The 23,459-nt window shown below is 40.2% G+C and carries 28 protein-coding genes; 14 read left to right on the top strand and 14 right to left on the bottom strand.

Annotated elements, in window-relative coordinates:
* Positions 1 to 28: 28 nt before the first annotated feature.
* A complete protein-coding gene (gene purD / locus CXF81_RS00950) occupies positions 29 to 1,321 on the bottom strand; it encodes a phosphoribosylamine--glycine ligase (RefSeq protein ID WP_101179307.1) in 1,293 nt (430 codons plus the stop codon).
* A 126-nt stretch (positions 1,322 to 1,447) separates the two neighbouring features.
* On the bottom strand, positions 1,448 to 3,052 hold the full coding sequence (purH, locus tag CXF81_RS00955) for a bifunctional phosphoribosylaminoimidazolecarboxamide formyltransferase/IMP cyclohydrolase (RefSeq protein WP_101179309.1): 1,605 nt from the start codon (positions 3,050 to 3,052) through the stop codon (positions 1,448 to 1,450).
* 288 nt (positions 3,053 to 3,340) lie between these two features.
* On the opposite strand from purH, the gene CXF81_RS00960 reads away from it, so the two are divergent.
* A complete protein-coding gene (locus tag CXF81_RS00960) occupies positions 3,341 to 3,976 on the top strand; it encodes a DUF2799 domain-containing protein (RefSeq protein WP_101179311.1) in 636 nt (211 codons plus the stop codon).
* 177 nt (positions 3,977 to 4,153) lie between these two features.
* Here CXF81_RS00960 and fis read toward each other — a convergent pair whose 3' ends face one another.
* The 8 genes from fis to aroQ all read right to left on the bottom strand — a co-directional run bounded on the left by fis (position 4,154) and on the right by aroQ (position 10,238).
* Entirely contained in the window at positions 4,154 to 4,447 is a 294-nt protein-coding gene (fis, locus tag CXF81_RS00965; protein ID WP_006009374.1) for a DNA-binding transcriptional regulator Fis, read from the bottom strand.
* A 31-nt stretch (positions 4,448 to 4,478) separates the two neighbouring features.
* Complete coding sequence (dusB, locus tag CXF81_RS00970; RefSeq protein WP_101179313.1) at positions 4,479 to 5,477, bottom strand: tRNA dihydrouridine synthase DusB; 999 nt, start codon at positions 5,475 to 5,477, stop codon at positions 4,479 to 4,481.
* Between the two features lie 277 nt (positions 5,478 to 5,754).
* Positions 5,755 to 6,636, bottom strand: coding sequence for a 50S ribosomal protein L11 methyltransferase (prmA, locus tag CXF81_RS00975; RefSeq protein ID WP_101179315.1), 882 nt, complete (start codon positions 6,634 to 6,636; stop codon positions 5,755 to 5,757).
* Between the two features lie 255 nt (positions 6,637 to 6,891).
* A complete protein-coding gene (locus CXF81_RS00980; RefSeq protein ID WP_101179318.1) occupies positions 6,892 to 7,074 on the bottom strand; it encodes a DUF6435 family protein in 183 nt (60 codons plus the stop codon).
* Positions 7,075 to 7,144: 70 nt separating this feature from the next.
* Positions 7,145 to 7,654 (bottom strand): hypothetical protein, encoded by a 510-nt coding sequence (locus CXF81_RS00985; protein WP_101179320.1) that lies wholly within the window; start codon positions 7,652 to 7,654, stop codon positions 7,145 to 7,147.
* Between the two features lie 241 nt (positions 7,655 to 7,895).
* Positions 7,896 to 9,242: an acetyl-CoA carboxylase biotin carboxylase subunit gene (gene accC / locus CXF81_RS00990; RefSeq protein ID WP_101179323.1), complete on the bottom strand. Its 1,347-nt coding sequence runs from the start codon at positions 9,240 to 9,242 to the stop codon at positions 7,896 to 7,898.
* 10 nt (positions 9,243 to 9,252) lie between these two features.
* A complete protein-coding gene (gene accB, locus CXF81_RS00995) occupies positions 9,253 to 9,705 on the bottom strand; it encodes an acetyl-CoA carboxylase biotin carboxyl carrier protein (RefSeq protein ID WP_101179325.1) in 453 nt (150 codons plus the stop codon).
* A gap of 65 nt (positions 9,706 to 9,770) precedes the next feature.
* Entirely contained in the window at positions 9,771 to 10,238 is a 468-nt protein-coding gene (gene aroQ, locus CXF81_RS01000) for a type II 3-dehydroquinate dehydratase (protein ID WP_101179853.1), read from the bottom strand.
* A gap of 187 nt (positions 10,239 to 10,425) precedes the next feature.
* Here aroQ and CXF81_RS01005 point away from each other — a divergent pair, with 187 nt between their 5' ends.
* Positions 10,426 to 10,698, top strand: coding sequence for a hypothetical protein (locus CXF81_RS01005; RefSeq protein ID WP_101179327.1), 273 nt, complete (start codon positions 10,426 to 10,428; stop codon positions 10,696 to 10,698).
* Between the two features lie 38 nt (positions 10,699 to 10,736).
* Here the strand turns inward: CXF81_RS01005 and CXF81_RS01010 are convergent, their stop codons facing one another.
* On the bottom strand, positions 10,737 to 13,124 hold the full coding sequence (locus tag CXF81_RS01010; RefSeq protein ID WP_232771724.1) for a protein-disulfide reductase DsbD: 2,388 nt from the start codon (positions 13,122 to 13,124) through the stop codon (positions 10,737 to 10,739).
* 362 nt (positions 13,125 to 13,486) lie between these two features.
* Here CXF81_RS01010 and CXF81_RS01015 point away from each other — a divergent pair, with 362 nt between their 5' ends.
* The 5 genes from CXF81_RS01015 to CXF81_RS01030 all read left to right on the top strand — a co-directional run bounded on the left by CXF81_RS01015 (position 13,487) and on the right by CXF81_RS01030 (position 18,003).
* On the top strand, positions 13,487 to 14,119 hold the full coding sequence (locus tag CXF81_RS01015; RefSeq protein ID WP_101179329.1) for an FxsA family protein: 633 nt from the start codon (positions 13,487 to 13,489) through the stop codon (positions 14,117 to 14,119).
* Positions 14,120 to 14,285: 166 nt separating this feature from the next.
* On the top strand, positions 14,286 to 14,576 hold the full coding sequence (locus tag CXF81_RS01020; RefSeq protein WP_006009387.1) for a co-chaperone GroES: 291 nt from the start codon (positions 14,286 to 14,288) through the stop codon (positions 14,574 to 14,576).
* Between the two features lie 105 nt (positions 14,577 to 14,681).
* Complete coding sequence (gene groL, locus CXF81_RS01025) at positions 14,682 to 16,319, top strand: chaperonin GroEL (RefSeq protein ID WP_101179331.1); 1,638 nt, start codon at positions 14,682 to 14,684, stop codon at positions 16,317 to 16,319.
* Positions 16,320 to 16,780: 461 nt separating this feature from the next.
* Positions 16,781 to 17,077, top strand: coding sequence for an Arm DNA-binding domain-containing protein (locus CXF81_RS19985; protein ID WP_198556281.1), 297 nt, complete (start codon positions 16,781 to 16,783; stop codon positions 17,075 to 17,077).
* Between the two features lie 74 nt (positions 17,078 to 17,151).
* A complete protein-coding gene (locus CXF81_RS01030; RefSeq protein WP_198556282.1) occupies positions 17,152 to 18,003 on the top strand; it encodes a site-specific integrase in 852 nt (283 codons plus the stop codon).
* 481 nt (positions 18,004 to 18,484) lie between these two features.
* On the opposite strand, the gene CXF81_RS20565 is transcribed toward CXF81_RS01030, so the two are convergent.
* Positions 18,485 to 18,799, bottom strand: a complete 315-nt coding sequence (locus tag CXF81_RS20565) for a tyrosine-type recombinase/integrase (protein WP_369828605.1) — start codon at positions 18,797 to 18,799, stop codon at positions 18,485 to 18,487.
* Entirely contained in the window at positions 18,694 to 19,314 is a 621-nt protein-coding gene (locus CXF81_RS20145; protein WP_369828606.1) for a phage integrase N-terminal SAM-like domain-containing protein, read from the bottom strand. The genes CXF81_RS20565 and CXF81_RS20145 overlap by 106 nt, the downstream gene beginning before the upstream one ends.
* A 352-nt stretch (positions 19,315 to 19,666) precedes the next feature.
* Between CXF81_RS20145 and CXF81_RS01040 the strand changes: the two genes are divergently transcribed.
* The 4 genes from CXF81_RS01040 to CXF81_RS01055 all read left to right on the top strand — a co-directional run bounded on the left by CXF81_RS01040 (position 19,667) and on the right by CXF81_RS01055 (position 21,280).
* Complete coding sequence (locus CXF81_RS01040; protein ID WP_101179333.1) at positions 19,667 to 19,972, top strand: hypothetical protein; 306 nt, start codon at positions 19,667 to 19,669, stop codon at positions 19,970 to 19,972.
* Between the two features lie 107 nt (positions 19,973 to 20,079).
* Positions 20,080 to 20,373 carry an outer membrane protein assembly factor BamE gene (gene bamE / locus CXF81_RS01045; protein ID WP_101179335.1) on the top strand — a complete coding sequence of 98 codons (294 nt, stop codon included), beginning with the start codon at positions 20,080 to 20,082 and terminating at the stop codon, positions 20,371 to 20,373.
* 126 nt (positions 20,374 to 20,499) lie between these two features.
* Complete coding sequence (locus CXF81_RS01050) at positions 20,500 to 20,958, top strand: hypothetical protein (protein ID WP_101179337.1); 459 nt, start codon at positions 20,500 to 20,502, stop codon at positions 20,956 to 20,958.
* 118 nt (positions 20,959 to 21,076) lie between these two features.
* Positions 21,077 to 21,280, top strand: coding sequence for a hypothetical protein (locus CXF81_RS01055; protein ID WP_101179339.1), 204 nt, complete (start codon positions 21,077 to 21,079; stop codon positions 21,278 to 21,280).
* A gap of 268 nt (positions 21,281 to 21,548) precedes the next feature.
* Here CXF81_RS01055 and CXF81_RS19720 read toward each other — a convergent pair whose 3' ends face one another.
* Complete coding sequence (locus CXF81_RS19720) at positions 21,549 to 21,734, bottom strand: hypothetical protein (RefSeq protein ID WP_157825460.1); 186 nt, start codon at positions 21,732 to 21,734, stop codon at positions 21,549 to 21,551.
* Between the two features lie 307 nt (positions 21,735 to 22,041).
* Here CXF81_RS19720 and CXF81_RS19725 point away from each other — a divergent pair, with 307 nt between their 5' ends.
* The 3 genes from CXF81_RS19725 to CXF81_RS19995 all read left to right on the top strand — a co-directional run bounded on the left by CXF81_RS19725 (position 22,042) and on the right by CXF81_RS19995 (position 23,374).
* Complete coding sequence (locus CXF81_RS19725; protein ID WP_157825461.1) at positions 22,042 to 22,341, top strand: DUF2845 domain-containing protein; 300 nt, start codon at positions 22,042 to 22,044, stop codon at positions 22,339 to 22,341.
* Positions 22,342 to 22,671: 330 nt separating this feature from the next.
* Positions 22,672 to 23,046, top strand: coding sequence for a hypothetical protein (locus CXF81_RS20150; RefSeq protein WP_101179345.1), 375 nt, complete (start codon positions 22,672 to 22,674; stop codon positions 23,044 to 23,046).
* Between the two features lie 175 nt (positions 23,047 to 23,221).
* Positions 23,222 to 23,374: a hypothetical protein gene (locus CXF81_RS19995; protein ID WP_198556283.1), complete on the top strand. Its 153-nt coding sequence runs from the start codon at positions 23,222 to 23,224 to the stop codon at positions 23,372 to 23,374.
* The last annotated feature ends 85 nt before the right edge of the window (positions 23,375 to 23,459 follow it).

The raw sequence follows: 23,459 nt of genomic DNA on the forward strand, positions 1-23,459 counted from the left end.
CAACCCTGAACAAGAGTCAAGGTGTTTTTCAGTTCTCGTTGTTTTCACGCGCAATTGCACGGTACGCAATATCGGTTCTAAACATGACACCTTGCCAGTCGATTGCATCAACTAAGGCGTATGCATTTTGCTGAGCTTCGGTCACTGTTTTGCCCAAACCGGTTGCACATAAAACGCGACCGCCATTGGTCACAATTTTATCACCATCTATTTTGGTGCCTGCATGGAATACCTTACCGGGCAACGCGGCAGCGTCATCTAAACCGTGTATCTCGTCGCCTTTTGGATATGCACCAGGATAGCCCGCGGCAGCAAGTACTACGCCGACAGAAGCGCGCTCATCAAAGTCAATTTGTGCTGTGTCGAGTTGTTGCTTGCAAGCTAACATGCACAGCTGCACTAAGTCAGATTGCAGGCGCATCATAATCGGTTGGGTTTCAGGATCACCAAAACGGCAGTTGTATTCGATGACTTTTGGCGTGCCGTTAGCATCAATCATCAATCCCGCATAGAGGAACCCAGAGTAAGGATTACCTTCGTCCGCCATGCCCGCTACAGTAGGTGCAATGATTTCGCGCATCACCCTGTCAAAAATTTCAGGCGTGACCACAGGAGCGGGTGAATAAGCGCCCATACCACCCGTGTTTGGTCCTTGGTCTTGATTGTAAGCACGTTTGTGATCTTGGCTGGTAGCAAAAGGCAGAACGTTTTTACCGTCCACCATTACAATGAAGCTGGCTTCTTCACCATCCAAAAACTCTTCAACAACAACGCGACTCCCAGCGTCGCCAAACACGTTATCAGCAAGCATGTCTTTAATCGCATCTTCTGCTTGGGACAACGTCATTGCCACAATAACGCCCTTTCCTGCTGCTAAGCCATCTGCCTTAACCACAATAGGCGCGCCTTTTTCTCGTACATAAGCAAGGGCAGGTTCTATTTCAGTAAAGTTAGCATAGTCGCTGGTAGGAATCTTATGTCGAGCTAAGAAGTCTTTGGTAAAGGCTTTTGAGCCTTCTAGCTGAGCAGCTCCTTTTGTAGGGCCAAAAATAGCGAGCTTATGCGATTGAAACAAATCAACAATACCAGCAACTAGCGGCGCTTCGGGACCGACAATTGTGAGCCCTATTTTTTCAGACAAAGCAAAATCTAACAATGCTTGGTTATCTTCAGCTGCTATTGCAACGTTAGTTAGTTTAGGTTCAAGTGCAGTACCTGCATTGCCGGGCGCAACGAAAACGTCGGTGACCAATTTTGATTCTGCCACTTTAAATGCCAAAGCATGCTCTCTGCCACCACCACCAATAACCAATACTTTCATTCGCTTTCTCAATTTACTGAATTTTGTTAATTTGGGCTCGTTAGTTTTTTATAAAAATGAAAACCATACCTGCCCTTCGAACGTTACCGCATACTTATCTTATGGGTATCTTATACCTGCAATATATTAATGCTTAAAGTGTCGCATACCGGTGAATACCATTGCGATGCCATGTTCATTGGCTGCTGCAATTACTTCATTGTCACGCATTGAACCGCCTGGTTGAATAACCGCTTTAATACCAGCCGCCGCAGCAGCGTCAATACCATCACGGAATGGGAAGAAGGCGTCTGAGGCCATTACGCAGCCGTCAACTTGCAAACCTTCGTCAGCCGCTTTAATACCCGCTACTTTTGCAGAATATACTCGGCTCATTTGACCCGCACCAACGCCAATAGTCATGCTGTCACGGCAATATACTATCGCGTTTGATTTTACGTATTTCGCGACTTTCCAAGAAAATAGTAAGTCGTCTAATTGCTTATCAGTCGGCTGTACTTCAGTGACTATGGTTAAGTCATCTCTTTCGACCATACCGAAATCTCTTTCTTGTACCAACAAGCCACCATTAACGCGTTTAAAGTCATAACCTTCAGTTAATTGACCTTGCCATTCACCACAGACAAGCAAGCGTATGTTCTGTTTTACCGATATTATTTTTTGCGCTTCAGCACTGACGGCAGGGGCAACGATGACCTCGACAAATTGGCGGTCAATAATGGCTTGGGCTGTTTTAGCATCCAATTCACGGTTAAAGGCGATAATGCCACCAAATGCAGACGTAGGGTCTGTTTTATAGGCGTTGTCATATGCTGTATAAATATCCTCAGCAATTGATACACCGCAAGGGTTGGCATGCTTTACGATAACGCAGGCTGGCTCTTCGAATTCTTTTACACATTCAAGTGCTGAGTCGGTATCGGCGATATTGTTAAAGGATAATTCTTTACCCTGCAATTGGACTGCCGTGGCAACTGACGCTTCTTGTATTTCGTTCTCAACATAAAAAGCAGCTTCTTGATGGCTGTTCTCACCGTAGCGCAAGTCTTGTTTTTTTGTCATTTGAATATTAAATGTGCGCGGAAATTCGCTATGATTATGCCCGCAACCTTCCTCACATGATTGACTCACCTCTTCAATTTTAGCGCCGAAGTAGTTAGCAATCATGCCGTCATATTCGGCGGTATGTTCGAACGCTTTTATGGCTAAATCAAAACGTGTAGCGAAAGTTACACTGCCTCGATTGTCGTGCATTTCTTGCATCACTTTAGCGTAATCATTAACGTTTACCACGATCGTGACATCATTATGGTTTTTAGCTGCAGCACGCACCATAGTTGGGCCGCCAATATCTATATTTTCAACAGCGTCGGCCAGACTACAGTCTGGGTTTGCCACGGTAGCAGCGAATGGATAAAGGTTCACAACCACTAAATCGATAGGCGTAATATTTTGTTCCTGCATTACGCTTTGGTCAAGATCACGGCGACCTAAAATGCCGCCATGAATTTTAGGATGTAATGTTTTAACGCGACCATCCATGATTTCTGCTTGCCCAGTGTGCTCAGAGACGTCTCTGACAGATATTCCATTTTCTCTCAATAATTTGGCGGTCCCGCCAGTAGAAAGAAGCTCTACGCCTAGGTCAACTAAGGCCGAAGCGAAGTCGATGATACCGGTTTTGTCTGAAACGCTTAATAAGGCTCGTTGGATAGGTTTAGCTTTTTGCATTGTGTTCTCTACTGTTATTGGCTTTACTGTCATGGCTCTAACGTTATTGATTCTAAAGTCAGCGTTTTACAACTAACAAATTGAGGGATTTAACGGTCACTGGATGGGAGCGCATGATACTAAATTTTGCTGTTTTTAGCATCAAAAATATTGGTTGATGTTGCAGAATATAATACCTTCTATTGCAACCACCTTGTTATACTGTGATTTGAGCAATGCTAAATCGAATTTGACCTTGTGTATTAATACATTTAACGGTGCAGTTACGAATTACCAAAGGATAATCGTATGAACATAAGAAAGTCAGTGTTAATTTCAATTGTAACACTCAATATCATCGGCACTAGTGGCTGCGCAAATATGAACCAAGCAGATTGTGAAACAGCTAATTGGCAGGCAATTGGCTATGAAGATGGGGTCGCTGGTGCTCGTGATTCGCAGTTTTCGCAACATCGTCAAGAATGTGCTGAATATGGGATCACTGCAAATATTGAGGATTATTTGCGTGGTCACGACAAAGGGTCTACAAAGTATTGCACTCAGACCAATGGTTTTTTTCTTGGAATGAAAGGACAAAATTATAATAGAAATTGCCCACAAGATTTAGCGCCTGTATTTTTAAGTGGTCTAACCGATGGCAAGCAAATTTATTCTGCACAGCGCGTCATGGATTCAGCCGATGAGGCTTTAGAGCGTCTTTACATAAGAATTGAAAATATTGAAGAAGTGATACTAGATAAAAACAATTTTATGATAGCTGATGGTTTGGTGCGTGCCGAGAGACTTGAAATCAGGCAGCAAATAGAGTCGTTGGAAATCGCTATGCTTGAGCTTATTGCTCTTATTCCCGAATACCAAGATGAGCACGCTCGTGCTATCCGAAACTACGAGGGTGTGAAGCAGTCGTTTGCTAATTATTTCTAACGCGTAAAGTTGATTATAGGCGTCTAAAGTGATTTGTTAACAGATTTCAAAGATAATAAAAAAGCTGACATGAATTAGTAAACATCAGCTTTAATTGTATTGACGAATGTAAAACTTGGGGGTGAGTTTTGGCAATAGAAGACAACATATAATGCCAAAACAACAATCAACGCTTTATTAATTCATACCATACTGTTTGAGTTTCTTACGTAATGTACCGCGATTGATCCCCATTAAGTTTGCTGCTCTTGTTTGGTTGCCACGGGTGTATGTCATTACTTCTTCCAACAACGGCGCTTCAATTTCAGCGAGAACTAAGTCATACAAGTTGTCGATATCTTGATTTTCTAGTTCTTTTAAATACTTATTAACCGCTTGCTTAACTGACGCTCTAAGAGGCTTTTGAGTTTGAGCTTGGGTTGGCGTAGTTACGGTTGTTGTAAATGGTGAAGTTAAGTTTTGATCGAACATAATACTTTTACTGCTCTTTATTAAGTAAAAACTATGCCGCAGGCGATACAGACAAATTGTCTAGCTCTGGCAGCGATGAAAAATAAGCAGTTAATGCGTCAATTTGGCTTTCGCCCTCTTCGATAGCATTAAATGCGCGCCGAAAGGTTCTATCAGAATCATACTTATCGACGTACCAACCAACATGTTTTCTAGCAATACGCACTCCCGTCGTATCGCCATAAAATTGCTGAACATTTTGAATATGCTGTGTAAGCACATCTAATTTTTCAGCGATTGATGGTTCTGATAAATATTCTCCGGTACTCAAAAAATGACTAATTTGACGAAAAATCCAAGGGTTACCTTGAGCTCCTCTGCCAATCATTATTCCATCTGCCCCGGTGTATCTAAGAACTTCTTTCGCGTCATCTACGGACATGATATCTCCGTTAGCGATGACTGGTATACTGATAGTCTCTTTAATTTTTCTGATCGTATCGTATTCCGCGTTCCCTTTATACATACAGGCACGCGTTCTTCCATGAACTGCAAGTGATTGAATGCCATTTGCTTCAGCAATTTGAGCAATCTGAACACCATTTCTGTTATCAGTGTCCCATCCTGTACGGATCTTCAAAGTAACAGGAACTGTGACTGCAGCGACTACTGCTTTCACAATAGCCTCAACCAATTCGGGTTGTTGCAGTAAAGCAGAACCTGCAAACTTTTTATTCACTTTCTTAGCCGGGCAGCCCATATTGATATCGATGATTTGTGCACCATTATCGACATTAAACTGCGCTGCTTGCGCCATCAATGATGGCTCTGAACCCGCAATTTGAACCGAACGTATACCCGATTCACCTTGATGATTCATTCTTAGTTGCGATTTAGTTGTGTTCCACACTTTTGGATTACTCGAAAGCATTTCAGATACAACCAAACCAGCGCCCATATTTTTACACAACTGCCTAAAAGGCCTATCTGTTACTCCAGCCATTGGAGCAAGTATCAAGTTGTTGTCTAAGATGTAAGGACCAATTTTCAATTAAAATTCCTATTTTCCTACGCATGCTAAATTAAAACGATTATCGTAGAATCACAAAATTGTAACTGGTCTACCTTGGGCTACAATGTGCGCATATTACTACTTTTTGTACAAAAAAAAAGCACAAAGTTTTTTTCAATGGCTGAATAACATGCTTCAAAAAAAATATTTTGATTTATGTCAATTAGTTAAGTATGAATTTTAAATTGATTTTTTTTCAAGGCATCCCTTTAATTACAAGTACTTAATAGATCAAAAAGTAGTCTTAAACGACTAGTTAAGACGTTTTTTGTGCACTAAGTCGAACCCATTCGCCGTGTATTTCGGTTGGTTGAAAAGTGAACTGATCTTCGTAATGTGATTTTACGTCTTCGGCTTGATCGATCAATATGCCAGACATAATAAGATGCCCGTTTTTGGCACAATAATTTGATATTACAGCACTCAATTCTTTTAATGGAGCGGCCAAAATATTAGCCATCACTATATCTGCTTTCAACTCTGGCTGGTCGGCAGGTAAAAACACGGCAAGTCGACCTTCTACTTCGTTGCGAGAAGCGTTGTCCATGGTTGCCTGCAATGCTTGCGGGTCAATATCGATACCAATCACTTTTGCGGCATCCAGTTTAAGTGCTGCAATGGCTAAGATGCCTGAGCCGCAGCCAAAATCGACGACTGTTTTGTCTTTTACGTTAGCTTGATCCAGCCATTGTAAGCATAATGATGTGGTTGGGTGAGTCCCGGTTCCGAAGGCTAAGCCAGGATCGAGTAATATATTAACGGCTGTTGGGTCGGGGGCATCTAACCAGCTTGGACAGATCCATAAGCGTTTGCCAAACTGCATAGGATGGAAGTTTACCATCCATTCGCGCTCCCAATCCTTATCCTCTAATTGGTCCACAGCGTGCACAAAATCTTTGCCCAGCGCTTTGGCTTTTTGCAAATTCTTAATAACCAAGCTTAGGTCATCGCAGGCATTAAATAAGCCCACCACTTGGGTATCGGGCCATAGCAATACTTCGCCGGGTTTAGGTTCGTACATAGGCGTGTCTTTAGCATCAACAAAAGTGACAGCCTGTGCTTTGTTGGCCGATAGTATATCGCCAACGGCTTCAGCATATTCAGCTTTCACGTTAATTTTTAATTGTTGCCAAGCCATTTATTACCCTTAATTCATCATTCAAAAACAGTCGCTGTTGGCCTTTTTTGTGCGATTTATCGCGTGCCAATCATCAACTGTTACAGCGAAGGAGGGGGAATATACAGCAAATGCGCAGCGGGGTAATACTTCATTGTTACTTTTTCTTTAAAAATAGTACGGTAATTGACTGAATATTAGCTTGTAAAGAGCGCCATGGCTAAGATGCAATAGCCATTCGCTGCAAAAATAAGCAAGTAGGGGGAACCGCACTGCTTATTTATTTTTTTCCTTTTCTTCGATGGCTTGTATTTCGGTCCATATAGACTCTGATTCAGCAGTTAACATTGAATATGTTTTGATATCGCCTTTGCGCTGAGCGTGCATCGCTTGCTCAAGCTTCATGTCGTAAGTTTTGCGAAGCTTTTTTGTTGGATTTGATTTGAATAGGCCGAACATAGTTTTTTCCTCATTTTTATTATCTGTAAATATATACGTACAAGCTGTTTTTTGGTGCACTTCTTTTTGGCTATTTAATAAAATCCTCTATTTTTCGTTGTTGTTGGCTTTTTAATATTGCGACCCCGCTGCTAGAGAACAGGCTTTCAATTAGACAAAGCTGATTAAACTGCTTATCAAACTCTTCACTTTCTTGCATACATATGAGACGTTTTTTTAACGATATTAAGCCTTCTGGTCTTTGGTCTGCTTGGTCTATTAAATGTTGCGGAGCATCTGCATTTCGTTCATCTGTTAAAAATGCGAGGTTGAGTTTGCTGAGATCCTTGAATCCTAATTTACTGACTGCTTTTTTACAAAAAATAATCCATTCATCCTGATAGCTTGCATTCAATCGTTCTGGAAAAAATGGTAAGTCTTGAATGTCTTTCTGCAGGTTAACAATGTCATTAGGTATATCTAGCCAGTAGCGGAAAACAAAAAGGCTTGGGAGCTTCAGTTCAGCGTTTAAGGCGCCATAAAGTCCGGCGCTTCTAATATGAGATATTACAGACCTAAACACGTCGGCTTTAACGTTCATCTTGCTTCCTTTCACCTAAAGTCATTAATCGCATTTATACGCTTACAGAATTAAATTGATCAGGAAAACCGTTAACTTACTTCTTGATGGTCAACTTATCACAGATGGAGTGAACCCGTTCAGCATTCGTTTAATGCCTCAATAGTCCAGCCGAAATGTAAAAACGCCCTGTAATCTTCCAATAAACGGGGCGTTTGATATTTTTACGAGGTTAATTCAGCCCTTCTTACGTCAACGACGCTTACTTAGACAAACCCAACTTTTTTTCCAAATAATGGATGTTAGTGCCACCATTAGAAAAGTTTTCGTCGGCCATAATAAGCTGTTGCAGAGGCACATTAGTTTTTATACCTTCAACCACTAATTCTCGTAACGCATGGCGCATTTTTGCGATAGCCTCGTCTCGAGTGTCACCATAGGTAATCAGTTTACCTATCATAGAATCGTAATACGGAGGAACCGTGTAACCAGAATAAATATGCGACTCCCAACGAACACCTAAGCCCCCTGGGGCGTGAAACATAGTTATTTTACCTGCACAAGGTATAAAAGTTTGTGGGTCTTCTGCATTAATTCTACATTCAATAGCATGACCTCGAATTTGAATTTGCGACTGCTCAATCGATAATGGTTGCCCTGCCGCAATGCGCAATTGTTCTTTGATTAAATCAACGCCGGTGATCATTTCTGATACTGGGTGCTCTACTTGAATACGCGTATTCATTTCAATGAAGTAAAATTCGCCATTCTCATATAAGAACTCAAACGTCCCTGCGCCACGGTAGTTAATTTCGATACAAGCCCGACGGCAACGTTCACCGATTTTTTCGCGCATTTGCTCAGAAATACCCGGTGCTGGGGCTTCCTCAACTACTTTTTGGTGACGTCGTTGCATTGAACAATCTCGTTCACCTAAATGGATTGCATTGCCTTGACCGTCCGCCAGCACTTGAATTTCAATGTGACGTGGATTTTCTAAGAATTTTTCCATGTAAACGACGTCGTTATTAAATGCAGCACCCGCTTCCGCCTTAGTCATGCTAATCGCTTCTTCTAGCTCAGCTTCGCTGCGTACAACACGCATGCCACGGCCGCCGCCACCGCCTGCGGCTTTAACAATCATTGGATAGCCAATGCGCTTAGCAATGGTTTTATTCTTTTCAATATCGTCACTTAATGGGCCATCTGAACCTGGTACGCAAGGCACGCCCGCTTTTCGCATGGTAGCGATAGCGGAAACTTTGTCGCCCATTAAGCTAATAGTTTCAGCTGTAGGACCGATAAAGACGAAACCGCTTTTTTCAACGGCTTCAGCAAACTCAGCGCTTTCAGCTAAGAATCCGTAACCAGGATGAATGGCAACTGAGTTTGTAACTTCTGCAGCGGCAATGAGCCGCGGTATATTAAGATAACTCTCATTGGCTGGTGGCTTACCAATACAAATTGATTCGTCTGCCAATAAAACATGTTTAAGATTTCGGTCAGCAGTTGAATGTACTGCTACAGTTTTTATGCCCAGTTCTTTGCATGCGCGTAATATCCGCAGTGCAATTTCACCTCTATTGGCTATGAGTACTTTATCAAGCATAGTTGTCGCCTTATTCGATAACGAACATAGGTTGATCAAACTCAACAGGTTCTTGGTTATCCACGAGAATTTCTTTGACCACACCTGCTTTATCAGATTCGATTTGGTTCATCATTTTCATCGCCTCAACAATACATAAAGTATCACCTACATTAACGCTTTGACCAATTTCTACGAAGGTTTTTGACTCGGGAGAAGACGACCGATAGAAAGTACCTACCATTGGAGATTTAACAATATGCCCAGTTTGCACTGGTGCTACAACTTCAGCTGGTGCAGCGGCTGGCATCGGTGGAGCCGCCTGCATCATAGGAGCTTGCATCATTTGTGGTGCATATTGAACAGCCGCAGAAGAACCACCGCGGTGAATACGCACCGATTCTTCACCTTCGGTAATTTCAAGTTCAGATATGCCTGATTCCTCTACAAGCTCGATAAGTTTTTTTATTTTTCTAATGTCCATACTCTGTCTCTTTTTTGTATTAATAGTTGTGTGACAAACCCGAAGTCAGTGTTAACTGGGCTAGTTTAATTTTTATTCTTATTCTGTAAGGTTGTTATTAATGCATCTAAAGCAAATCGATAGCCTTGTTCCCCTAAACCAACTATTACGCCTTGTGCGATATCTGAAAAATAGGAATGATGACGAAAGCTTTCACGTTTATGCACATTGGAAAGGTGCACCTCAATGAATGGCAGATTGACCGAAAGTAAAGCGTCTCTGAGCGCTACGCTGGTATGAGTGAACGCTGCAGGATTGATAATAATAGCGTCAATTGGCGCGTTCGACGCTGCACTATCAAGGAGGGTAGACTGAATCCGATCGATAAGTTCGTGTTCTGCATTTGACTGAAAGTGAAAGAGCATCACATTTTGGCTATTAGCGTAATCAGTAAGCTCAGCCAAGATAGCTTCTAGCGTCTTTGAACCATAAATTTCCGGTTCGCGTTTTCCTAAAAGATTCAGGTTAGGCCCATTTAAAACTAAAATATTCATTAAAATGCTTATATTTTCGTTGATCAAGTCGTTAAGTTGACCGTATTTTGGCATTTTAGTTCCCGAGGTGCCAATAAGCGGTCGATTTTATTAAAAACCTGATTTTAAATTATCTAATATGTGAAATATACACAGATCGCTGCAAAGATTCAGCAAATTACTGGTCTAATCAGCGAAGTTAAGGCTATTGGATCACTCTAAATCATGGCAAAAATATAATATAGGCACTCGAGAAGTTAATAATACACGCATTCAATGCAAATCAGGGAGGCAACAAATTAGCTATCAGTGCTTTTTGACTGCCGACCAGCAATTAGACACAAAACTTACCACTCTGAAAGGCCAGGCTGACTTGGCACAAAACGAAAGTCTAACGCATGCAGTTAATCAAGCCGACAGAGTACGCTACGCTGTCATAGAAGATGGTCTCAATAAGATAACCATGTTTGAAGAAGCTTAAGAAAAATAGAGGCGTGCTAAACTCATCACCACCTCGCTTTAATTCAAAGATTTCGTTACATGCTGTGCAAAAGGTTCAGCTTTCATAAAGCCCGTAACTCGAGCACGGGGCAACTCATAGCCATTTTTGTCGAAGAACAGTATGGTGGGTAGCCCGGTAATATTAAATTGGTCTTGAAACTCGAGTCCTTGTGGCGTGTTGTCGGTCAGATCAATTTGCATCCACACTGTATTTGACAGCGCCTTAATAACACCTGGATCGGGGAACGTACGGACTTCAAACTCTTTACAGGCGACACACCAGTCAGCATATAAGTCGACCATTACGGATTTTCCGTCAGCGCTAGCGGCGGCCACTTTAACGTAGAGGTCTTCTAGGCTTTTAACAACCATGAATTCAGGATGACCTTTTTCGTTTAGCACAGTCGCGGTGCTTTTTTCAAGCAGCGCTATGGGCGCACTTTCGTCTTGACCCGATACGATTATTGTATTAATTGCATCTCTTAATCGATCAGCTTCATCTCTTAATTCACTAATCGCTTTTTGCGTGTTTTGTGACTCTGCTTTGGACGCTGATAGCGACAAACTATGCCAACCTAATTTCGCCGTGCTATCAATACCAACAACGATAGATATAACCAAGCCAACGACTATAAATAGTGTGCGAAGGCCTTTTAAAAAGCTCGTTTTAGTATCTTGGTTAACGACCAACCAGTAACTAAACAAGGCCAAACCTAGTGCCACCCAAAGTAACACCGTCCAATCGGCAATAATAAATCGCTCAACAAATAAAATGGCGACGCTGAGCATCATGAAACCGAAACTTGCTTTCACAACGTTCATCCATTGACCCGCTTTAGGTAATAATTTACCACCGGTCATGCCAAATAAAATGAGTGGAATGCCCATGCCGATGCTCAATGCATACAGGGCGGTAAAGCCCAGCGTTAAGTCGCCGCTTTGTGCGATGACCAATAAAATTGCGGTTAGCGGCGCTGTGGTGCAAGGCGATGCAACCAAGCCCGAGATAACGCCCATGATAAAGACACCAATCGGGTTACCCGCTTTTTGACTGTTACTTACGCCATTCAGTTTTTCTTGCCATTTGGATGGCAATTGAATTTCATAGCCGCCAAACATGGCAATAGCCAGCGCTACAAATAAAACAATAAAAGTGATTAGAATAACCGGTGACTGCAATGCAGCTTGGAATTGTACGCCGGCAGAAGCGACGACTAAACCCAACAAAGAATAGGTTATTGCCATACCTTGAACGTAAACAAAGGAGAGAAAAAATGCTCTGGATGTGCTTAGTTTTTCTTTACCTGCACCTACAATAATACTCGATAAGATGGGGTACATAGGAAATACGCATGGTGTAAATGCGAGTCCTAGGCCAAGTAAAACGAATAAACTCAAGGTGATTAATAAGTTGTCGTTTGAGAGCAGCCGATCAGCTAGTTGGAATTGTTCCGATTCTGGGGCTGGATCGCCTACGTCAGAAGAAGCGAGTGACGCTTCGCCTTCGGCGTCTAAATATATTACTTTGGTCGTCGGGGGATAACATAAGCCAGCCGTTGCACAACCTTGAAATCGGAGCTTGACTATAGCGTCTTGCTGGGCAGAAATAATGTCGTATTCAACCACCATATCTTCAAAAAAGACATCTGAAATGCCAAAAAATTCGTCTTCAATTTGGGTTGCTGTTGGGTAAATTGGTTCGCTTAACTCTGCGTTTTTCACTACCGTTTGAAATTGTTTTTTGTATAGGTAATAGCCGTCTTCAATGTCCCAGTTAACAACGAGTTTTCCATCTACTTGCTCAAATGCAAAGCCAAACGCTTCTTCCACTTTTAAAAATGTAGGTTGCTCGTCAAAAAGACTCTGCAGCGGATCTTTTTTATCAGACTTATTACTCTTGGTATCATCGGCAAACAGACTAGCTTGTCCTGCACTGGCAGCCGCAGCGTTAACTGTTGCTGCATTGAGAAAGATCTCGTTCTTTTGTGGTGGGTAACACAGACCGGCTTCCGCACAACCTTGAAATCTCACCTTAATTACAGCATCTTGATTTGCTTTAATAATAGGGTAAACAACGTTAATATCTTGCTTAAATACGTCAGATAATCCAAAGAATTCATCTTCGATTTGTTCAGATTTTGGATAAACGGGTTGGCCTAAAAGTGCGCCATCGGCTTCAATGCTAAATTGGTTCTTATACAGGTAGTACCCTTGTGCAATATCCCACTTTACAATTAACTCATTGCCGGATTGTTGAAAATCCATTTGAAAGGCTTGGTCTACTTTTAGAAAGCTCGGTGTGTCTTGGAATAGCGTTTGAGGTGACACGTCGATCTGCGCTTGGCCAATTTGCGGATAGCCTATAAAAACAGCCAGCATAACTAGCGTCCACGATCTTAGTGACATTCTGAATTGCTGAAAAAACTTCATAAAACCTTGTAACCTCTTATCCAATTGTATGCAGTATGTCTCTTTATAGTCGTTGCATGCAACAAGACCTGCTGTAACCTTGTCTTCTTTCACATACGTTTGACTATTTTCGAATTATTTTGCAGGCCTAATTAATCTTATTCTGTATCTGATGAAGGCACCGAGCATCTATTTATATATTGCACTTAGCGTTCTTATACGCAATTGCAGGTTAATTAGATGCGTAAATATACGGGCAAGGCCGTCACGCAAGCTACTCTTGAAATAATGTCGTCAGCCCTAATATATATATCTTGTATAAGGTTGATTAACAGAAACTTAAGATATCGGGAGACGGCATGTTTGGTCGCTTATTTATACTTTTTGCAATACTGCCTATTCTCGAAATCATGTTGTTGATCAACGTGAGCGACAATATCGGTGGCTGGAATACGTTTGCAATAGTACTTATTACTGCGTTTTTTGGTGCCTATTTTGTGCGCAGAGAAGGCGCCAACACCTTGCGTGATGTGCAACTAAAAATGGCACAAGGACAAATACCAGGTAAAGAACTAAGCGAAGGCTTGTTATTGCTGGTTGCCGGAGTGCTGTTGGTTACCCCTGGCTTTATTACTGATGTGGTTGGTTTATTGTTTACCGTTCCATTCACCCGAACTCCGATTGCGGCTGCTTTAGTAAAATCCTTTTTGAAATCGGGCAAAGTACAGGGAGGTTTTTCATTTAATCAGCAAGGTTTTAAGGCTTCAGCGTCCTCAAAGTCAGATCAAAATAAACAACAGGGCAGTGTATTCGATGCTGAATATGAGGACACAACTTATACGCCAACAACAAGTGCTGATGTGCCTTTCATTGATAGTAAAGATGACAGTAAAGATGACAGTAAATCCGATCCATCTGCGTATAAAGCGTCATCTGATGAGCAAAGCAATAACGATTTAGATGATAATAAAGAAAAAAATCGTCCAAATTGATATTATTTTATAAAAGCCCCTTGAGTTATGTCAGCGCAACCCCACTTTATTCGGAATCTGAATTTTATTCGTAGTAAAACTACGACAAAACCGCGGCTGATTATTTTGCAATAATCAGTTGTTTTAACTTAAACCAATTATATTGGAATTTTCAGGAGATTTGAAAATGGCAATTCGTCCTTTACACGACCGCGTCATAATTAAACGCGAAGAGCAAGAAAGTAAATCAGCTGGTGGCATAGTATTAACAGGCTCTGCCGCTGAAAAATCAACTCGCGGCAAAGTCATTGCAGTGGGTAACGGTCGCGTTTTAGAAAACGGCGACGTTAAAGCTTTAGACGTAAAAGTAGGTGACATGGTCATCTTTAGTGACGGCTACGGTGTGAAAACTGAAAAATTAGACGGTGAAGAAGTGCTTATCCTTAGCGAAAACGACATCTTGGCGATTGTTGAATAACAACTCCGTTTTAATTATTAACGTTCAATTAACACTTTTTGTTTTATGAGTCTTATTCCCACAAAAACGAAAAGTTGATAGCAATAAATTTAAAGGAAATTAATCATGGCAGCAAAAGAAGTACGTTTCGGTATTGATGCTCGCAATAAAATGTTAAATGGCGTCAACATTCTAGCAAACGCAGTTAAAGTCACGCTGGGTCCAAAAGGGCGTAACGTTATTTTAGAAAAGTCTTATGGTTCTCCAACCATCACTAAAGACGGTGTATCAGTTGCTAAAGAAATCGAATTAGAAGATAGATTCGAGAACATGGGCGCACAGATGGTTAAAGAAGTTGCGTCCAAAGCAAATGACGAAGCAGGCGACGGTACAACTACTGCGACTGTTTTAGCACAAGCTATCGTAGTCGAAGGTCTTAAGTCTGTTGCTGCTGGCATGAATCCAATGGATCTTAAGCGCGGTATCGACAAAGCTGTTATTGCTGCTGTAGAAGAACTAAAGAAACTTTCCACAGAATGTGCTGATACCAAAGCAATCGCACAGGTAGGTACTATTTCTGCTAACTCGGATGAAGTTATTGGTCAGATCATTGCTGAAGCAATGGATAAAGTGGGTAAAGAAGGCGTCATTACCGTTGAAGAAGGCCAAGCACTTCACAACGAACTAGACGTTGTTGAAGGCATGCAGTTTGACCGCGGCTATCTCTCTCCCTATTTTATGAACAATCAAGAGAATGGCACGGTAGAGCTAGATGCACCGTACATTTTATTGGTAGATAAGAAAGTAACTAATATTCGTGAGTTGTTGCCAACACTTGAGGCTGTAGCAAAGGCATCTAAGCCATTGTTACTTATTGCTGAAGACGTTGAAGGCGAAGCACTAGCCACGTTAGTTGTGAACAACATGCGCGGTATTGTTAAAATTGCAGCTGTCAAAGCACCTGGTTTTGGTGATCGCCGTAAAGCAATGTTACAAGATATCGCGACATTAACTGGCGGTACTGTGATTTCTGAAGAAATCGGTTTAGAACTTGAAAAAGTTCAGCTGGAAGATTTAGGTACTGCAAAACGCGTCGTTATCACAAAAGATAACACAACGATTATTGATGGAGCTGGCGAACTGGAAGCAATTAAAGGTCGTTGCAACCAAATTCGTGCACAAATTGAAGATTCATCTTCAGACTACGACAAAGAAAAACTACAAGAGCGTTTAGCTAAATTATCTGGCGGTGTTGCAGTAATCAAAGTAGGTGCTGCAACTGAAGTTGAAATGAAAGAGAAGAAATCACGTGTTGAAGATGCACTTCATGCAACACGCGCAGCAGTTGAAGAAGGTGTTGTACCTGGTGGTGGTGTTGCCTTGGTTCGTGCCGCAGCTAAGTTAGCTGACTTAACTGGTGATAACGAAGACCAAACATTGGGTATTAAATTAGCACTACGCGCAATGGAATCTCCTTTACGTCAAATCGCTACTAATGCGGGTGCAGAAGCATCGGTCGTTATTAATGCAGTTAAAAAAGGCACTGGTAACTTCGGTTACAATGCCGCTAATGACACATACGGCGACATGCTAGAGATGGGTATTCTTGACCCAACTAAAGTAGCTCGCTCTGCATTACAATTTGCAGCGTCAATTGCTAGCTTAATGATCACAACTGAAGCAATGGTTGCTGAAGCTCCTAAAGACGATAGTCCGGCAATGCCTGATATGGGCGGCATGGGTGGTATGGGCGGCATGATGTAATCTGCCCACATATGAATGCATAAGCGTTCATAACGTCTTATAAGGCCCGCAAAGCTACGTTTTGCGGGCTTTTTTGTGTTTGTAATGGTGTCATAAGATTTCATTGAAATTCATAAGAATTCATTATTGAAGGGGTACAAAGTGGGGTATACCTGCAAAGGCCTTATCAAAAAATCTTATTTTTCTCCATAATATACCCCACTAATTAAATAATTAATCATAGTTAATGCCGAATTTGATCAGTAATTACAATTAGTTAGCAATGATCTGTAAGTGGTAAATATACCCCTCTCTATAGCGGTGGCTTTCTGTTCAACGACAAATGTCGGTAACAGATAGTTATTGCGAGACGTTTATCAAAAGAATTGTAAAAACTGTGAATTTTCTATCTATAGCTGATTTGAGCTTAGATTTGCTTTTCACTTAAGATACGTAGGTCTTAATTCACTGGAAAAAATATTATGGCACTTAAAGCAGCACAAATAAAAGGTCTTACTTGTCCACAGGGCCAAAAGCAGAAAAAAGAATACGATAGTAATGGGCTGTATCTACTAATTAAAAACACCGGAGGGCAACTATGGCGATTTCGTTATAAATATGGTGGAAAGCATAAAGAAATGGCATTAGGGAAATATCCGAGCGTGACTCTTGGTGTCGCCAGAGAAAAAGCAGAAGCAGCCCGCTCACTGTTAGCAAACGGCATCGATCCAATGTTCAAAAGAAAACAACAAAGCATCAATCGTCTAACAAGGATCTAAACTTTGGTACGATTGCTAAAAAATGGTTTGAACTCAATCAAGTAGGTTGGAGCGGCACATATCAAGATAAGTTATTGCGTTGGCTAAAAGTTGATTTAAAACATATTTGTGGCTTACAGATCGACTATATTACAAAGATAAATATTTTAGATATCATAGATAGTATTGTTGATGCCGGTCATAAGAAGAAAGCTTATGATGTATTTTCAGTGCTTCGACGAATATTCTTGTTTGCTACCTCGAAAGACTTCACCAACAATAATCCGACTTTAAAAATTGACTTTAAAACAGTCGTTGGCATTTTGCCCCCAGTGCAGAATCTCCCTGCAATCATTGACTCTAGGAAGCTAGGTCAATTAATTTGTGATATTGATAACAGTATTCTAGGAACATTTTGTACAATGGAGGCACTTAAATTGATCCCTCGGGTTTTTTTGCGACCTAGCGAAGTAAGAAACATAAAGTGGGAGTATATCGATTTTGACAAGCGACTAATTTATATGCCCGCTGAAGTAATGAAGAGTAAAAGAGATCATATAGTGCCTATGTCAAAGCAAGTGATAAAACAGTTAGAATATGTTTTTCAGCATACAAACTATTCAAAATTCGTATTTCCATCGGAGAGGAGTTCGAATCAACCCATAAGCAAAAATGTTTTGGGCAATCGGCTTAAGGCATTGGGTTATGATTCTACTGTAATGGTTGCACATGGATTCAGAAGCACGGCTTCGACTTTATTGAGTGAGGCTGGAGTGGAAGAGAACTATATCGAGACACAACTGGCCCATCTGATCGGTAACGCAACATCAAGAGTTTACAACAGAGCCAAGTATTTACCGCAACGCAAAGTGATGATGCAAAAATGGTCAGATACTCTTGATTCACTGCGGGATAAGAATGATCAGCAGATGATTGATAGTATATAAACTTGGTCGTACTACTTAGCTTTAGAAAGAAACTAGTGGCTCAAACTGGGAGCGGATCCGCTCAAAGCCTTCTGCTCCTGATCATTTCATTGAATATATGTTGTCAATTAGTGGAAGAAAAATAACTTAGCTTACAGAGTGGTGTTCGTTTGATAATAGAAATGAAGGGTTGTCATTAGCAGTTAGCGTTTATTATTTCAATCTGACAGTCTCAAATGAGCGAAAAGCGGTCGTAATTCAATCGGTATATATTGATCACTTTTTAAGGTTTGTCGAAATTATCGGTTAGTATCTTAATGGCAGGTGATCCGACATTTATAATGTCTCATATTGACTTAAAAGTATGTGCTTTTGATAAACATATATAAATATCAGGGAACTCACATTTCCCAATAACAGACATTGCCAGATCTGAGACTAGTTCAGCATTTAGGGGCTAAAGTCAGTTCTTCAGGTAATTTTTAAAGCTGTGTAGCTGAACCTAAATATTATCCATAGGGCTTTGTGTATTGCCAAATTTAGTCCCAATCACATGTGTGTAAATTTCTGTTGTTTTAACATCGGCATGACCTAGTAAGTCTTGAACCGTCCGAATGTCAGCGCCACTTCGTAAAACCTGAGTAGCGAATGAATGTCTAAATGTATGGGCTGTTATTCTTTTAGCGATATCTGTTTTTATTACAGCTTGTCTTAACTGCTTTCGATAAGCGGTTTCATGAATATGGTGACGACAGACATACTCGTCATAGGGGTGTACACACCGAACAGAAGAAGGAAAAACGTATTGCCACGACACATCTTTGGCAGCAACGAATATCTATCTTTGCCACCCTTACCTCGGAATATAAATACAGTATGGTTGTCGAAATTAATATCTTTTACACGTAACTTTAGTGCTTCATTTATTCGCAAGCCGCAGCCATACAGCAAAGCAGTAATAAGCCAATACTTGCCTTTCAAATGCAATAACACTTGCCGTACTTCCTGTTCACTTAATACACAAGGCATGCGTCTTGGTTGCTTGGTAAATGAATAAGCTAAGCCTACTATTTCTCGCTTTAGGATGTGTTTGTAAACAAAAATTAATGCACACAAAGCCTGATTTTGAGTCGAACTACTAACCTTCCTCTGATTTGCGAGATAGGAAAGGAACTGCTCTATCTCTGCATTACCCATGTCATTAGGGTGTCGTTTGTCATTAACGTAGATAAAGTTGCGTATCCAAAACAAATACGATTTCTCAGTTTGCAAACTATAGCGTCGAACGCGGAGTTCAGCTCTTATGCTTTCAATAAAAGGAGATTTTGGCACGATTATCACACTTCAATTAACTGTATATAAAAACAGTTATAGTACGATGTTTACTATTTTGCCAATAAATGGCTCGGTATTCTTTTTTCACTCTTCTCGGTTTGTTTTCCATCAAAAGGTTAAGTTGTTGAAATAGTGATGATAATTCTTAATGGATATTTACATACCGTGCCAAATTGATTCTCGGTATGTAAACTTCTCGCTTTGTTTCAACACCTCTTAAATTGAATTTCCATGAAAGTGATGCTAAGTTATTGAGATATTGAAACAAATTGCTCGGAGTTAATCATGAAAACTGAATATACGTTCAGGGTTTATCGAGAAGTGCGGGTAATACACTGTTAGGTGTTCAATGACTACGGTTGTTATTTATGGTTTCGAGGGTAAATTTAAAGGGAAGTCTGAATATGATTTCATCTTCCCTGAAATTGATGGTATTCATAAATGTATGTTGTTCTTGAAGCAGGAAAATGACGAATTAAACTTTGATTTTGCGACCAGTGAAATAACAAAGTTTGGGTTTTCTGACTTAGTTGATTTAAGAGGCAACCCAATCAGAGTCGAGGTTTTGAATACTGATGGGTTTAAAAGGTTCGTACCTTATTACGAGGAGGCCATAGAAGAAGGCTCTTCACTAGTGTACTACCCGAACACCTAACAAGGCGTTTAAACGGACAAAAAAAAGTTGGCTGTTTCACTCCGTTCACAATTTTAGCCAACAATTTTTTGCCGCTTAACGTGGCGTTATAACTACAAGGAGTTCGCATGAAGAGTTGCATTAAACTATTATTTTTTACTTTTGTGATTTTTATATCAGGTTGTGCATCAACAACATCTGACACTAGTTCATTCGTCAATAAACAATTATTTTCTCAATTAAAATTTGGAGAGACAACAAAATCACAAGTTAAAAAATTACTAGGTGAGCCATCTTATATAGATAAAAACGCTGATGGCCGTAGTGTATTTATGTACAATATATCGAGCACAGCAGTGTCAGGTCTAGTATTCAGTAAAGAAGGGGTTCTCAAAAAAATTGCAGACTTTGAGAAAAACTAAAGTAGTTATAACAAGTTATTCAAACGGACGCTAAACAGTTGGCTAGCTTCGTTCCTCGCAATTTTAGCCAACAATTTCGCGCCGCTTAATAAGGCGTTATGTGTTTAATCAAATTAAGGAGTCGTTATGTATTTTTGGAATACAAAATCATTGTCGGAAGATATAAAAAATAGCAAATTAACTGATAATGATTGGAAAAATTATTATCTCGCTGGATTGATATTACTCACTCTATCAATGTACATAATAGCGTTAAGTCCTAGGGAAAATATTACCTCGGTGCTTGTAGAGGCTATATTGATGATTGGAATTCTTATTTTTGGTGTCAGTGTCACTTTTAATACACATAAAGCTAGTAGCAATACTGTTGCTAGCTATATATCAAAAATGACTGCATTGGGATTTCCTCTAACAATAAAGTTTATCGCTCTTTCCTTTGTGGGAGGGGTTGTTATTGGAGTTTCTGAAGCGACTGGTTTATCGCCTGGATTGGCTCAAGAATGGTTTATTGTCGTATTGACTGTAACTGTACAAGCGTTATTTTTCTGGCGTTTAAATACCCATTTTCAAAGTATCAACACATAACAAGAATTTCAAGCAGGACAAAATACAGTTGGCTTCTTGTTCACTACGTTCACCTATTTTAGCCAACTATATTTTGCCTCTTAAATGGGCGTTATATGTAAAGTCAAGGAGAGTCACTTTGGAATCATCTCAATCAATCAAGCGATCATTTATTTGGCATGGTCTTGAAATTATAGTTTTTGCATCACTATTAATGAATCCTGATGCTTTTCCTTACTGGTTAAAGTATGTTTTCTACTTTTTTATTATTGGTTTAGTTATCAGTTTTTACAGAAAAATAGCGGCCAATGAGAATGCATCAATTGAAGCAGGTGCGCCCTAGAGAAGTTTACATATAACAAGGCAATCAAACGGAAAAATTACAGTTGGCTATTTTTCGTACCTCAAACATTTTAGTCAACTATAATTTTCCGCTTATTGAAGCGTTATATTTCACGGGAAAGTTAAGTGCTTTTTATTGTAATAGTAATTGGAATGATGCTTTATGTAGTCAGTTGTATTTTGATAGTTCGATTACATTTGAAACTTAGGCTTAAGGCAAGAGGTAAGTTATTTTTTGAATACATGCTCTGGTTCGCCTTTATCGTCATTTATTTGCCTTTTTCATTTTTCTTTCCGGCTTGGTTAACTGAGTATTTTGCAGTTTGGGAGAGAACTTCTACTACCACAATGACGATGTTATTTTTAGGTGTGCTGGTTTCAGCAAGTTGTTTATTTAAGTATGGTAGGGTTAGGGAAATATAACAAACGACTATGGCTAAAGCTCGTTCTTTCAAGAGTCACTCTCATCTGTTTTTAATGAGTTAATTTCGGGTTCGCGAGCATTTGCTGTTTGGTTCTCGCTGATTAACACCAGTTGTTGTTTGGGCTTCAAACGAGTATATTTTTACCTAAAAGGGTAACGCAAGGAGACATGGATTGTTGTATCAAAACCGCACTGACATTAAGCAACATAATAAACGCATCAGTTCACTCCCTTCGGTCGCTGGGACAAGTTCACGGGCGCATTTCACTTCGTTCAAAAGCTGCACCCATAAACTTGCCCTTTATGCGGGGTGTTATATATTTATTGGGAAGATTAATATGAAGCTTAAAAGTAACATTATTCTAACGGCGTTAATAATTGCATTTTACACAAGTCCTGCCCATGCCCTCAGGTGCAAGAATGGTAGTCTTGTTCTTAAAGGTGATACAACTTTCGAAGTTAAGGCAAGTTGTGGGCAACCTGATGATGAAGAGTATGTGGGCTCAGTAAAAAAGGGAGGTAAATATGTTAACGTCGAACGTTATTTGTATATTCCACCAAAAGGACAATTTTTAAAAATTGTAGAGTTTCACGACGGTGTAGTAGCTGAAATAATCAATGGTAGTAGAGTTCAGTAGTCGCATTGTATGTGCTCGTTCTTTCAAGAGTCACTTTCATATGATTTTAATGCGCCATTCTCGGTTTTGCGAGCGCATAATGTTTGATTCCCGCTGTCACACATTAATTGTTGTTTCGACCTCAAACGAGTATTGTTTCACCTAAATGGTTACCGCAAGGAGACATGGATTGTTTTATCAAAACCTAGTTGAATCAACCAAATATAACAAACGCATTAGCTCACTCCCTTCGGTCGCTGGGACAACTTTAAGGGCGCATTTCGCTTCACTCAAGAGCTGCACCCATAAACTTGCCCTCTATGCTGGGTGTTATGTGACAAAGGAAGTCCTATGAAAACTATATCGATAAATATTAGCTCAAAGCCTATCCAATCATTTATAGCGTTCGTTGGACTATGTTTTTGGCTCATAGCTTGGTACATCACTCAAGTCACAGAAAACACAACGAGGTACCTTTTTTCAATGTACGATCTTCAAGTTGAGTCTCTTACAATGAAGGGTATTGATTCGACTAAGATGGTGCTTGATGGTGAGACGCTTCGTGAAATTGCCATCAGTTATAACAGTTACAGCGACTACGGCGTTATTGGGTTAGCGATTGCTGGAGGTTTTTTTCTATTGATATCACTTGCTTTGTCAGTCTTTAGTATCACCGTTAATAACAAAGCAAAAGATGATCTAAGCGAGAAAGTTCTTGGAAAATAATAGGGAAATGTCACATAACAAGTCAATAAACAGAGATTATCAGCTCATGTCACGCCGCTTGCATTCGCAATCGTCACGCCATAATCTGCTAACTCGTTATTGAGGTGTTATATTGCTAAAGATATTTTGAAGTTTAACGTAGAAGCTTGGGTCAATCTTAATAGGAGCTAAAGACATGGAAAATTTAGGTTTTGTATTTGGAATCATAGGTATGTCTATGGGAGTAACAGGCTTTGTTTTTGGGATTGTATCAATGTCCAAAATTGATAAACTTGAAAAAAGACTTAATGAGCTTGATGTTCTAAATCAGGACGTTAAGTCAAGTTGATGGCTATCCTTTACTTCATAGAACAATCGCAATATAACAAGCCAAGTCAGCGGGAATTTTACTCGCTGAAAAACACTCATAAAAT

It is taken from the genome of Glaciecola sp. 33A (assembly GCF_002836745.1).
Classification (GTDB): domain Bacteria; phylum Pseudomonadota; class Gammaproteobacteria; order Enterobacterales; family Alteromonadaceae; genus Glaciecola.